13 protein-coding genes are annotated in these 12,496 nt (G+C 31.7%); 11 read left to right on the top strand and 2 right to left on the bottom strand.

Annotated elements, in window-relative coordinates; genetic code table 11:
- Positions 1-180 precede the first annotated feature (180 nt).
- From LGK97_RS09660 to LGK97_RS09610, 11 genes are all read left to right on the top strand, one after another.
- A complete protein-coding gene (locus LGK97_RS09660; RefSeq protein ID WP_226259557.1) occupies positions 181-603 on the top strand; it encodes an arsenate reductase ArsC in 423 nt (140 codons plus the stop codon).
- Positions 603-1,676: an ACR3 family arsenite efflux transporter gene (arsB, locus tag LGK97_RS09655; protein ID WP_226259556.1), complete on the top strand. Its 1,074-nt coding sequence runs from the start codon at positions 603-605 to the stop codon at positions 1,674-1,676. The genes LGK97_RS09660 and arsB overlap by 1 nt, the downstream gene beginning before the upstream one ends.
- Positions 1,677-1,707: 31 nt before the next feature.
- Positions 1,708-2,109 (top strand): ArsR/SmtB family transcription factor, encoded by a 402-nt coding sequence (locus tag LGK97_RS09650; protein WP_226259555.1) that lies wholly within the window; start codon positions 1,708-1,710, stop codon positions 2,107-2,109.
- 22 nt (positions 2,110-2,131) lie between these two features.
- Positions 2,132-2,440, top strand: coding sequence for an arsenite efflux transporter metallochaperone ArsD (arsD, locus tag LGK97_RS09645; protein ID WP_226259554.1), 309 nt, complete (start codon positions 2,132-2,134; stop codon positions 2,438-2,440).
- Between the two features lies 1 nt (position 2,441).
- Complete coding sequence (locus LGK97_RS09640; RefSeq protein WP_226259553.1) at positions 2,442-4,265, top strand: TRC40/GET3/ArsA family transport-energizing ATPase; 1,824 nt, start codon at positions 2,442-2,444, stop codon at positions 4,263-4,265.
- A 245-nt stretch (positions 4,266-4,510) separates the two neighbouring features.
- The gene (locus tag LGK97_RS09635; protein ID WP_226259552.1) at positions 4,511-4,708 is read left to right on the top strand and encodes a helix-turn-helix domain-containing protein; all 198 of its coding nucleotides are present in this window, start codon (positions 4,511-4,513) and stop codon (positions 4,706-4,708) included.
- A 12-nt stretch (positions 4,709-4,720) separates the two neighbouring features.
- Positions 4,721-6,403 (top strand): ribonuclease J, encoded by a 1,683-nt coding sequence (locus LGK97_RS09630; protein ID WP_226259551.1) that lies wholly within the window; start codon positions 4,721-4,723, stop codon positions 6,401-6,403.
- Positions 6,404-6,627: 224 nt separating this feature from the next.
- Positions 6,628-7,545, top strand: a complete 918-nt coding sequence (locus tag LGK97_RS09625) for a metal ABC transporter substrate-binding protein (protein ID WP_226259574.1) — start codon at positions 6,628-6,630, stop codon at positions 7,543-7,545.
- A 204-nt stretch (positions 7,546-7,749) separates the two neighbouring features.
- A complete protein-coding gene (locus LGK97_RS09620) occupies positions 7,750-7,935 on the top strand; it encodes a Spo0E family sporulation regulatory protein-aspartic acid phosphatase (RefSeq protein ID WP_226259550.1) in 186 nt (61 codons plus the stop codon).
- Between the two features lie 31 nt (positions 7,936-7,966).
- On the top strand, positions 7,967-9,169 hold the full coding sequence (locus tag LGK97_RS09615) for an EAL and HDOD domain-containing protein (protein ID WP_226259549.1): 1,203 nt from the start codon (positions 7,967-7,969) through the stop codon (positions 9,167-9,169).
- A 111-nt stretch (positions 9,170-9,280) separates the two neighbouring features.
- Positions 9,281-10,201: a GGDEF domain-containing protein gene (locus LGK97_RS09610; RefSeq protein ID WP_226259548.1), complete on the top strand. Its 921-nt coding sequence runs from the start codon at positions 9,281-9,283 to the stop codon at positions 10,199-10,201.
- A 181-nt stretch (positions 10,202-10,382) separates the two neighbouring features.
- Here LGK97_RS09610 and rsgA read toward each other — a convergent pair whose 3' ends face one another.
- The gene (gene rsgA, locus LGK97_RS09605) at positions 10,383-11,363 is read right to left on the bottom strand and encodes a ribosome small subunit-dependent GTPase A (protein ID WP_226259547.1); all 981 of its coding nucleotides are present in this window, start codon (positions 11,361-11,363) and stop codon (positions 10,383-10,385) included.
- A gap of 113 nt (positions 11,364-11,476) precedes the next feature.
- The gene (locus tag LGK97_RS09600) at positions 11,477-11,773 is read right to left on the bottom strand and encodes a CD3324 family protein (RefSeq protein WP_226259546.1); all 297 of its coding nucleotides are present in this window, start codon (positions 11,771-11,773) and stop codon (positions 11,477-11,479) included.
- Between the last annotated feature and the right edge of the window lie 723 nt (positions 11,774-12,496).

Here is a 12,496-nt window from a genome sequence, read left to right as displayed (position 1 = left end):
TATTTATTTTTATATTAATAAGTTGAAAAATAAAGAGAAAAATTATAGAGAATATTATGAAGCAAAATATTGACAAGAGGCATAGTATATATTACTATATGATTATAGATGAATATAGTAATATACAAATAAAATTCTTAGTTTAAAAAACAACACATAGGATAAAAGGAGAGTAAATTTATGAAACCAAAGGTAGCATTTATATGTGTTCACAATTCTTGTAGATCTCAGATGGCAGAAGCTTTAGGAAAGATATTAGCATATGAGGTCTTCGAATCATATTCAGCAGGCACTGAGACTAAACCTCAAATTAACCAAGATGCTGTGAGAATTATAAAAGATTTATATCAAGTAGATATGAATGAAACTCACACATCCAAATTAATAGATGATATACCATCTGCTGATATTGTAATAAAAATGGGATGTAATGTAGTTTGTCCAATTATGGCACATAAGCATGAAGAAGACTGGGGACTAGATGATCCAACTGGAAAGCCTGATGTGGAATTTATAAAAACAGCAAAACTAATCGAAGAAAAGATTAAGGATTTAAAGAAAAGAATACAAGATAATGAAATTGATTTAAGTAGGTGGAGATAATGAACAGCAAAAATAAAAAAGAAAAGAAGGGGCTTGGAGTCTTTGAGAGATACCTTACTATATGGGTGGCATTTTGCATAGTGGCGGGGATATTAGTAGGTCAATTTATACCTGCAATACCAGAAACTTTAAATAAATTCGAATATTACAATGTATCTATACCTGTTGCCATACTTATATGGCTTATGATATACCCAATGATGCTTAAAATTGATTTTGGAAGTATTGTTAATGCTACTAAAAAACCAAAGGGGTTAATAGTTACCTGTGTTACTAATTGGTTAATAAAACCCTTTACTATGTACCTAATTGCAGCATTTTTCTTCAAGGTCGTATTTAAAGCTTTTATTCCAGCTAATTTAGCAACGGAATATTTAGCAGGGGCAGTGCTTCTAGGTGCAGCACCTTGTACAGCAATGGTATTTGTTTGGAGCCATTTAACTAAGGGAGACCCAGCATATACATTAGTTCAAGTAGCAGTAAATGACTTAATTATATTAATTGCATTTACTCCTATTGTAGCAATTTTATTAGGAGTAAGTAATGTTTCAGTTCCTTATGGAACACTTATATTTTCAACTGTGCTGTTCGTTGTTATACCACTTGCAGCGGGATATTTAACAAGAGGTTCTGTTGTGAAAAATAAAGGACTTGAATATTTCAATAATGTTTTTATAAAGAAGTTTGATAATATTACAATTATAGGGTTACTATTGACTTTGGTAATTATCTTCTCATTCCAAGGTGAGATAATAATAAATAATCCCCTTCATATACTACTCATAGCTATTCCATTAACCATCCAAACTTTTTTAATATTTGGAATTGCCTATGGATGGGCTAAGATTTGGAGGTTGCCTCATAACATCGCAGCACCAGCTGGTATGATTGGCGCAAGTAATTTCTTTGAACTTGCTGTAGCAGTAGCGATTGCACTATTTGGCTTAAGATCCGGTGCAGCACTTGCAACTGTAGTAGGTGTTCTTGTAGAGGTACCAGTAATGCTAACCTTAGTAAGAATCGCAAATAACACAAGGCATTGGTTTCCGGCAGAAACAGTAATTAAGAAATAATGTGTTTATTATACAATGTGGGGGTAAAACTATGGAACTAGTTGAAGTTTTAAAAGTACTAGGGGATGAAAATAGAATTAGGATATTAAATCTTTTGAGAGATGGAGAGCTTTGTGTTTGTGAAATTGAAAGTATTTTGGAATTAAATCAATCAAACGTTTCAAGGCATCTTACAAGGTTAAGTTCGGTGAAGCTTATTAAGAGTTATAAGAAGGCTCAATTCATTTATTATACAATAAATGATGAAACTATAAGTAATTATGAATTTATTAGGGAAATACTAACAAGTGAAGTGAATAAGATAGAGGAATGCACACACGATACCAAGATGTTATCACTATTCAAGGAATGTAATATAAACTGTGAAAACATTGAATGTGGAAAAAGTATCTTAGATAGTGAATTATGTAAATGTAAGAAGCCTAAAGTATAAATATTAAAAAGGGGTGGAAATTATGAAATTAGAGTTTTTTGAAAAGTCCATGTGTTGTTCCTCAGGAGTTTGTGGACCTAGCGTAGATGATATTTTGGTTAGAACTCAAGAAAATATTGAGTATTTAAAAAACAAATATAAGGACTTAGAAGTAAAAAGATATCAACCACAAACACATGGAATTGCCTTTATGACAAATAGGGAAGTGCAAAAACTAGTTAAAGTGGAAAAGATGAATGCACTTCCAATAACTGTAGTTAATGGAGTAATAATAAAAAAAGCTGGATATCCTACTTTAGAAGAAATAGAAAAAGCATTGAGAGGCGTATAAAATGAAAACTAAGTTTACATTATTTTCAGGTAAAGGTGGAGTGGGAAAGACGTCTATGGCATGCGCCACCGCAATATACAATGCAGATAAAGGGTTAAAGACATTAATAGTAACTACAGATCCTGCTTCAAACTTATCTGATGTATTTCAGCAAGAAATTGGTCATAATATAGTTAAAATAAAAGGCATGGAAAACTTATGCGCTATGGAAATTGATCCTGATAAGTCAACAGAAGACTATAAAAATTCATTGCTAGAGCCTATGAGAGAATTATTTGATGAAGAAATGATTAAGATTGCAGATGAACAGCTCAGTGGACCCTGTACTGCAGAGATGGCTTCTTTTGATAAGTTTATAGAGTTTATGGGTCAAGACGATTATGACATAATAATTTTTGATACAGCGCCAACAGGCCATACTATAAGACTTTTAGAACTTCCAGTGGATTGGAGCAAGCATATTGAGGAAGCTGCAAAGGGAAGTGGGCAAACCTGCATGGGACCTGTTTCAATGATTGAGGGCAGTAAAAATAAATTTGATGATGCTATAGAGAGGTTAAGAGACCCATCACAAACAGATTTTATTTTTGTAATGCAGCCAGAATCAACCTCTTTAGATGAAACTCTAAGATCATCTAAGGAAATTAAGCACTTAGGAATTAATACTGCTAAAATCATTGTTAACGGATTCATACCAAAAGAAGAGGCTGAAAATCCATTTTTTAAGAATAGATATGAAATGCAACAAAGGCATTTAATAGAAGCTAAAGAGATTTTCAAGGGAATTAAAATTGAGACTATGGAGTTATTCAATACTGAACTTAAAGGTATTGAAAGATTTAGGCTTATAGCAAATTCACTGTTTAATGGGGAAGTGCTAAGTAAGATAATAGATGAAAATGAATTTAAGGACATAAAAGACACTACTTCTCAAAAGGATAATGTAAGTTCATTAATATACCCAAAAGAAAATTCTCATAAGAATATTTTTTTCTCAGGAAAAGGTGGAGTGGGAAAAACAGTAATGGCTTGCGTAACTGCTGTAAGGCTTGCTTCAAAGGGGTATAAAACATTACTATTAACTACAGACCCAGCAGCTCACATTGGAAAGGTTTTAGATAAACCAATCGGAGACGAGGTAACGAAAATAGATGGAATTGATAATTTATACGCTGCAAAGATAGACCCCAAAGTAGCATTTGAAGAGTATAAGCACTCAGTTCTAGAATATGCTAAAAACAATTTTAATGAGTCTACAGTGATTACCATGGAAGAAGAATTAAATTCTCCATGTACAGAAGAAATGGCAGCCTTTCAAAAGTTCATAGGATATGCTAGTGAAGAAAAATATGATGTAATAGTTTTTGATACAGCCCCAACTGGACATACGCTTAGACTTTTAGAACTTCCAATGGATTGGAGCAAGCAAATCCAAATGAAAGCGGGCATAAATACAGAGATAAGCCAAGAGGATAAAATCCAAAAGGAAAGGTTTGACAAGGTTATCGAAATGATGAAGGACAGTAATAAAACTACTTTCGCATTTGTTATGTACCCTGAAAAGACTCCAATTATTGAGGCTTATAGAGCCTCTAAAGAGCTAGAATCAGCAGGTATAGAAACGCAGATGGTAGTAGCAAATTTAATAATTCCAAAGCAGCAAGCAACCACTCCTTTCTTCAAGAATAGGAGGAATATGCAGGAAAAGTATTTAATGGAGATTGAGAACACCTTTAACAAATCTAAAATAATAAAAGTACCTATGTATGATACGGAAATTAAGGGCTTAAGCATGTTAAAAGAAATTAGTGAGAGCATCTTTTAAATACAACATTTATTGTGAATTGTAATATTTAAAGGCTGAGAAGGTGATTCTCAACCTTTTTTATTATGCAATCTGATATAATTAAGTGTAATATAGTATAATACAATATAATATGGTATAATAGTAGTATCGGGTAATTTATCCATTGAGAAGTTAATATAGAATATATAATGTGATGCTTGACTCGCAAGCATCACTTTCAAATATAGGGTTATTAAAAACACTTTGAAGAAAGGGCGAAAAAGATGAGTGGAAGTATTAAAGAAGATGAAATTATGACGGTAAGTGAAGTTGCAACATACTTTAAAATAAGTGAAGTAACTACATATAAATTGGTACAAGAAGGAAAAATACCAGCTTTTAAAATTGGACGCCATTGGAGAGTAAAAAAAAGTGATCTAGGCGAATTCATGGACACATTAAAGCAAGGTAAACGAATATAAGGGAGGCAGAAATTGAATAATAATTACAAAAACAAAGTTAAAAACAAAATTAGAATTATTCCACTAGGTGGACTTGGAGAAATCGGGAAAAACATTACTGCACTAGAATACAAAGATGAAATCATCGTTATAGATTGTGGTATTTCTTTTCCAGAAGCAGATATGTATGGGGTGGACTTAGTTATTCCGGATGTAACATTTCTTTTAGAAAATAGAGACAAGGTAAAAGGTATTTTCTTAACTCACGGTCATGAAGATCACATAGGGGCATTACCTTATGTTTTAAAGCAAATGAATGTACCAGTGTACGGAACACGTCTAACATTGGGACTTGTAGAAAACAAGTTGCAAGAACATGGGATATTTTCCGATTGTACACTAAACATAGTAAAACCTGGTGATATCATTAAGTTAGACAAAATAAGCGTAGAGTTTATAAGAGTCAGTCATAGTATAGCAGATGCATGCGCCATTGCTGTGCACACACCGATTGGTAGGGTTGTACACACAGGAGATTTTAAGATTGATTATACTCCAATTGATGGAGAAGTTATTGATTTAGAACGATTTGCAAAGCTTGGTGGTCAAGGAGTATTATTACTAATGGCTGATAGCACAAATGTAGAGCGTACTGGATATACTATATCTGAGAAAGTAATTGGAGAATCTCTAAATAAATTATTTTCAAAGGCAGATGGAAGAGTAATAGTAGCTTCCTTTGCATCAAATATTCATAGAATACAACAAATTGCCAATGCTTCAGTTATGAATGGAAGAAAGATAGCTTTCAGTGGTAGAAGTATGGAGAAAATTTCTCAAGTAGCTATGGAACTAGGATATTTGCACATACCACCAGAAGCTATAATTACTGTAGCAGAAATCCACAACTACCCAGATGAAAAGGTTACAATAGTAACTACTGGTAGTCAAGGTGAACCTCTAGCTGCATTAACAAGAATGGCATCAGCTACACATAGAAGTATTGAAATACAAAGGGGTGATACGATTATTATATCTGCATCACCTATTCCAGGAAACGAAAAGCTTATTTATAAAGTTATAAATGAATTATTCAAAAGAGGAGCTAATGTAGTATACAATACTACAGAGGAAATTCACGTTTCTGGGCATGCATGCCAAGAGGAATTAAAATTAATTCATACTTTGGTTAGACCTAAGTACTTTATGCCAGTACATGGTGAATTCAGACATCTGAAACAGCATGCACTACTTGCTGAAAAGATAGGAATGGATCCAGCAAATATTTTCATCGGCGAAACTGGGCAGATATTAGAAGTATCTTCAAGTGAATGTAAATTAGCTGGAAGAGTACAAACTGGAGCAATAATGGTAGATGGACTTGGCGTTGGAGACGTTGGGAATATCGTACTTAGAGACAGAAAACACTTAGCAGAAGAAGGTATCCTTACTGTAGTAGTTACAATAGAAAGAGAAACCTATAGTATAGTGGCTGGACCAGATATAATTACTAGAGGATTTGTATATATGAAGGAATCAAATGAGCTTATTAATGAAGCTAGAGATATTGTAAGAAAAGAGCTTGAACAGTGTTTAGATAATAAGATTAAAGAATGGGCAGTAATAAAAACTTGTATAAGAAATTCATTAGGTCAGTTCTTATATGTAAAAACTAAGAGAAGACCAATAATAATTCCAATTATAATGGAAATTTAGGAAAAACTAAAATATATAAAAAGGTGAGCTGTATCACTTTAGAAAGTAATTTCTAAAGTGGACGGCTCATTTTTATTTGTTTTTTAGAGAAAGAATTGTATAAAGCAAGGTAATGATGTGTAGAATCTAAAAGTGAAAGGATTGACAAGGCGTATATATATGGGTATTATATAAATATAAACGCAAATGCAAATGATTTGCAACAACTTTTAGGGAGTGAATAAATATTGAAGAAAATTATTACTGCTGTACTTTTAGCATGTACTATAATTACATTAGGTGGATGCTCAAAGTCTACAATTGCACAAAAGGAAGCTAATCAAGTTAGTCAATCAAAAATACAAGTGGTAGTTGCTTTTAATCCATTAAAACAATTTGCAGAGGCAGTTGGGAAGGACAAAATAGAAGTAAAAACCATTATACCAGAAGGTGTTGAACCACATGACTTTGAACCAAAAATAAGAGATATGGAAGATATCAGTAAAGCAGGTTTGTTTGTTTATACTGGATTTGGAATGGAACCCTGGATAGAAAAAACTTTAAGTACTATAGACAATAAGAAATTACTTGTAGTAGATTCTTCTATAGGTGTAGATCCAATAAAAACAGTAGGGGAAGAAATTAAAGAGCATGGTCAATATGACCCACATATATGGCTTAGCGTAAGAGAAGCAAAAATTCAAACTAAAAACATAAAAGATGCATTGGTTAAGGCTGATGTTATAAATAAGGATTTTTATGAGAAAAACTTTGAAGAGTTTTCTAATGAACTTGATAAAATTTATAATGAGTACAAAACAAAATTTCAAGGAGTAACAAACAAAAATTTTGTTACAGGTCATGCTGCATTTGGGTATTTGTGCAGAGATTTTGGATTGTTACAAAATAGTGTTGAAGATGTATTTTCAGAAGGAGAACCTACACCACAAAAATTAAAAGAATTGGTTGAGGTATCTAAGAAAAATAAAATAAAGGTTATTTTCATGGAAGAACTTTCAAGTCCAAGAGTATCTGAAACACTTGCAAAGGAAGTAGGCGCTAAAGTCCAAAAAATATATACAATAGAAAGCAACGAAGAAAATAAAGATTATATCCAAAGTATGCAAGAAAACTTAGCTAATATTTATAACAGCCTAAAATAAAAACTAACCTCATCTTAATTTAATTAAGGTGAGGATTTTTGCATTTAAGGGAGTAAAGAAGGGTGTATTAATATTAATTTTTGAATTCTACTAAATTAAAAATAAGAAGTTTTCTTCATTAGGAATAAGATATTGTAAAATCATCGAAATGTGTATATAATAGGAAATAATGTAGTAATTAAGTTTATGGAGGGGTGAGTCTGTATGAATAAAGTAACTCTCGATAATTTTACACTAAAAGATTTAGATAATCGAATAAATAACTTAAGAGATGTTTTAAATGAAATATGTTGTACAGAACTAAATGCTGAGTTGAAGAAGCAAAGGCTCCTTGTAAGTAGAGAATTAGATGAGTTAATTGTTAAGTACATGAAGGAATTAAGTTTATAATTACAAAGTATGGTTTCATAGGAGGGTGCGTATGGATATTTTTTTAGCAAGGCAACCCATTCTTGATAGATTTAATAGGTTAATTGGATATGAATTACTATTTAGAGATAATGAAAGGAATACATACCAAGGTGAAGATGGGGACAAAGCCACAATAGAAGTTATAAAAAACAGCTTTATTAATATAGGAATTGAAAAAGTAACAGGAGATAAAAAAGCTTTTATTAATTTTACTGAAAGTATATTAAAATCTGATATTTTTGAAGTTTTGCCGGCAAAGTCAGTTATAATTGAGATACTAGAAGACATAGAGCCTACTCAGGAACTAGTGGAACACTGTAAAAGGTTAAAGCAACTAGGCTATGTTATAGCACTAGATGATTTTGTTTATTCTGATAAATACAGAAGCCTTATAGAGATTGTAGATATTATTAAAGTAGACTTTAAAATAACTAGAGGATATGAAAGAAGAGAGGTAATTAAACAAGTAAATTCACCAAATATAAAGTTTCTTGCAGAAAAGGTTGAAAATACAGAAGAATTTAATGAAGCAGTTTCATATGGATATTCATACTTCCAAGGATACTACTTTAGTAAACCGTTAATGCTTTCAGGCAAAAAAATATCAGAAAACGAAGCTATTTACATAAAAATATTACAAGAAATTAACAATGATAATTTTACAATGGAAAGTATAGAAGGTTTAGTAAAGAGAGATGTATCACTATCCTTCAAGTTATTAAAGCTTATAAACTCAGCAAATTATAGTTTCCTAAGTGAAATAAAATCAATAAAACAAGCATTAGCTTTGCTTGGAGAAGTAGAAATAAAAAAATGGTTATATTTAATAGTTTTCAAAACAATAGGAAAAAATAAACCGGAGATTATCGTAATAAATTCTTTAACAAGAGCAAAATTTTCAGAACTAATTGCTGAAAAAGCGAGATTAGAGGTTAGTTCATTTAATTCATATTTGACAGGCATATTATCCATGATAGAGGTGCTTTTAGACGCACCATTAGAGCAAATACTTGAAGAAATATTAATACCTAACCAAGTAAAGGATGCTTTAAATGGAATTGAAGGTAACTTATATAGAAAAATACTTGATTTAACAATAGAATATGAAAAGGGACAGTGGGATGAAGTATCAAAAATTTCAGAAGAGCTTAAACTAGATGAAAAGTGGTTGCCAGATGCATACTATGAGGCTATTTTTTATGCTAACTTATAGGCGTCATATTGCTAACTAAAAGGTGATTTTAAAGACTTCATTAATATGTAATTGTTATAAAGTAGAGGCTAGGGCTTAAGGCGTAACAACGAGTATAAAGGATGTGTTATTATGGGAGTTATTGAAATAATTGAAGAGAAGTTGTCAATGTTCAAAAACCTATATTATAGAATAAGGATTGTAGATCCAATAAGGAAAGAAGTCATTAGTAATGAAGAAGGTAAAACTAAAGTGATAGAGTGTAATTGTTATGAACTATTGAGAAAAGATGGATATTGCAAGAATTGTATTTCTATGCGAGCCTTCCTTGAAAATGATACCTTTTTAAAAATAGAATTTGCTGATGGAAAGCCCGTACTCATTACTGCATCACCTGTCACTATACATAATGAAACATATATTGTAGAGATGATAAAGAATATATCGCAAGTGGCAAGTTCAGTTAATAGTGAAAAAAGCACTTATAATATAGAAGGTTTATTAAAGGAAATTAATGATGTAGCTATAAAGGATGAACTTACTGGGATTTACAATAGAAGGTACATAAATGAACGTCTTACAATAGATATAAATGATAGTATGTTTTATAATCAACCACTATGTGTGATTATGGCAGATTTAGATTTCTTTAAAGTTGTAAACGATACCTATGGACATGTTGTGGGCGATTGGGTGTTAAAAGATTTTGCAAAGATACTTTCAACTTCAATAAGGAACAACTCAGATTGGGTGGGCAGATATGGAGGAGAAGAATTCCTAATAGTGCTACGAAATACAGATGCAAATAACGGATTTAAAGTAGCCGAGAAAATTAGAAAATTAGTAGAGGATAAAGTTTTTGCATACAAAGATATCGAAATAAAAATAACAGCCAGTTTTGGAGCTTATAGCATTATAAATACTAAAGAAATGAAGCTTACAGTTGATGAACTTGTTAATAATGCTGATAAGAATTTGTACTTAGCAAAGAATAGCGGTCGAAATAAAACCGTTGTTAATAGTGCCACCCACGTGGCAAGTGGCAAGTTTTAAGATATAGATACTATAAATATAGAATGGATTATAGCTGATAAGATAAGTATTATGTTTCTCCAAAGTAATTTTCAATAATGTATGAAAAAGCTACTAAGTTCCATTTGAAATTCAGAACTTCTAAATGGAACTTAGTGGAGCCTTTACAAGGCACCAAAGGAGATATTATACTTTTTCTATTTTAGAGCCCGCGGTATTTATGGTTTATATATTCTTTGTTCTTTTTATTACTAGCAATCCTAATTATATCACTTTGCTTTTTCTCAAACATTTTAGATTCTTTTTGTAGGGTTACATAATTTTTAAATCTCTTTTCATCAATAATACCATCTTCGATAGCTTTTTTTATGGCGCAGCCTGGCTCTTTTTTATGCATACAATCTGAAAACTTGCAGTTAGAGGCTAATTCTTCTATATCTTCAAAGGCTTCACTAATTCCATCAGCACCACCCCATAGTTGAAGTTCTCTCATACCAGGTGTATCTATCATAATAGCTCCATTATCTAAAATAAACATTTCTCTAGAAGTTGAAGTATGTCTTCCTCTATCATCATATTCACGGACTTCCTTTGTTTCTTGAAGATCTTCGCCTGCAAGAAAGTTAAGTAAAGTAGATTTTCCTACTCCGGAAGAACCAAGTAGTGCAATGGTTTTACCAGGCTGCAAATACTGAGTTAACTCATCAAGCCCCCTTTTATCTACGGCACTTATTATGTGAATTGGAACATTAACAGCCACTTTTTCAGTTTCTAGTAACTTTTCTTCTAAATCTGTGGATAAATCAGCCTTACTAAGTAAGACAACAGGACTTGCACCACTTTCCCAGGCCATGATTAAATATCTTTCTATTCTTCTTGCATTAAAATCCTTATTTAACGCATTAACAAGAAAAATCGTATCTATATTGGAAGCCACAATTTGCTGCTTAGTGTTTATTCCTGCAACTTTTCTTGAGAACTTGCTTTTTCTTGAAAGTACTTTATGAATAGTAGCTTTTTTTTCTTCTACTCTGAGGCTAACAACTACCCAATCACCTACAGAAGGAAATGCTTCCTCATCTATTGTTTCATATCTTAGTTTACCTGAAACCTCTGCTAGAACTTCTCCTGCCTCAGTAAAAAGCTTATAAATATGCTTATGCTCAGCAAAAACCCTTGCCAAAGTAAATCCTTCTTCTAAAAAAATATCATCTTGCGGATTATGAAACTCTTCCCAGCCTAATTGTTTTAAACTATAAATAAATATCCTCTCCTATGCATTTATTTCACCATTACTTATGTGTCCATAGCCATTTTTAAAGACTCATGATTAATATTAAAAATTATCTTTCTTATACTATCATCCGATAGATTATAAAAATCTGAAAGTGTGGTAATTGAATCCCCACTTTTATAAGACGCATATATCTCCAGGTTACGTTGCCTAATGAGTTTTCGGGTACCGTTGTTTTCGCCCCAAGCTTTTCGCACATTATTCTCTTTTGGAATATATATAATCTCTCCTTGAACATACTTTTGAAGTTCTTTTAAAAGCGATGCGGGAAGTATTTCCTTTCCATTCTTGTAACACAATATAAAATTCCTCCTCTTTATTTTCAATGTAATTTAATAAAGCTTTAGAACTTTTCATTGAAAGCACCTCCTATATTTATTTGGGAAAAAGGATAACAGATCATTGTTATCACTCCTTATTTTTGAATAGAAAAATCCCGTGGATATAAAAACCATCCACGGGACTATTAAAACGGGCAATAAAAAAACACGATACTTCGTGCATTCTGCCAAACTTTAAATGTATTTAACGTTTCAGATGACGGTTATTAATTGTATTCCGAAAGCACAACAAATAAAGGGTTAATAATACCCGATAATTGACCATTTGTCGAGAAAGAAAACTTCTTCGCAAAATATTATATTGCCTTCGAATAATATTCAGTTATAGATCAAGTACCTCAAAAGCTACAATTAAATTTATCATATAACAACATCCTCCTTCATCTGAATTAGACTTATACTTAATTTAATATTCTTACAACTTAATAATATTATAAAAAACTTTTTATGTCAATAAGTTCCTAATGCATCTATAACCTAATTTTATTGTGAATCTACAATAATATAGATTAGCAATAATGGTGACCTTAATGTTGAAATAGGTGAGGTAAAAACTTAAATATCACCTCACCTATCTTTACTGGTAAACTTTTAACCTTTTTATTAGGTTGAAAGCCACCTCCTAGTTATGATCAATATTATCATCTCCTTTCACAAGATTACCGGTTAAGTATATTATTG

This window comes from Clostridium sp. CS001 (assembly GCF_020443565.1).
Taxonomy (GTDB): Bacteria; Bacillota; Clostridia; order Clostridiales; family Clostridiaceae; genus Clostridium_AD.
The sequence above is the reverse complement of the archived record's forward strand: the minus strand, read 5'-3'. Positions and strand labels throughout refer to the sequence as shown.

What these genes read in the sequence shown, in the direction of transcription:
- LGK97_RS09615 (WP_226259549.1), top strand. Translation starts at nt 7,967, where the DNA reads ATGGATATTTTTTTAGCAAGGCAACCCATTCTTGATAGATTTAATAGG.
- LGK97_RS09650 (WP_226259555.1), top strand. Translation starts at nt 1,708, where the DNA reads ATGGAACTAGTTGAAGTTTTAAAAGTACTAGGGGATGAAAATAGAATT.
- arsD (WP_226259554.1), top strand. Translation starts at nt 2,132, where the DNA reads ATGAAATTAGAGTTTTTTGAAAAGTCCATGTGTTGTTCCTCAGGAGTT.
- LGK97_RS09635 (WP_226259552.1), top strand. Translation starts at nt 4,511, where the DNA reads ATGAGTGGAAGTATTAAAGAAGATGAAATTATGACGGTAAGTGAAGTT.
- LGK97_RS09620 (WP_226259550.1), top strand. Translation starts at nt 7,750, where the DNA reads ATGAATAAAGTAACTCTCGATAATTTTACACTAAAAGATTTAGATAAT.
- LGK97_RS09610 (WP_226259548.1), top strand. Translation starts at nt 9,281, where the DNA reads ATGGGAGTTATTGAAATAATTGAAGAGAAGTTGTCAATGTTCAAAAAC.
- LGK97_RS09660 (WP_226259557.1), top strand. Translation starts at nt 181, where the DNA reads ATGAAACCAAAGGTAGCATTTATATGTGTTCACAATTCTTGTAGATCT.
- LGK97_RS09640 (WP_226259553.1), top strand. Translation starts at nt 2,442, where the DNA reads ATGAAAACTAAGTTTACATTATTTTCAGGTAAAGGTGGAGTGGGAAAG.
- arsB (WP_226259556.1), top strand. Translation starts at nt 603, where the DNA reads ATGAACAGCAAAAATAAAAAAGAAAAGAAGGGGCTTGGAGTCTTTGAG.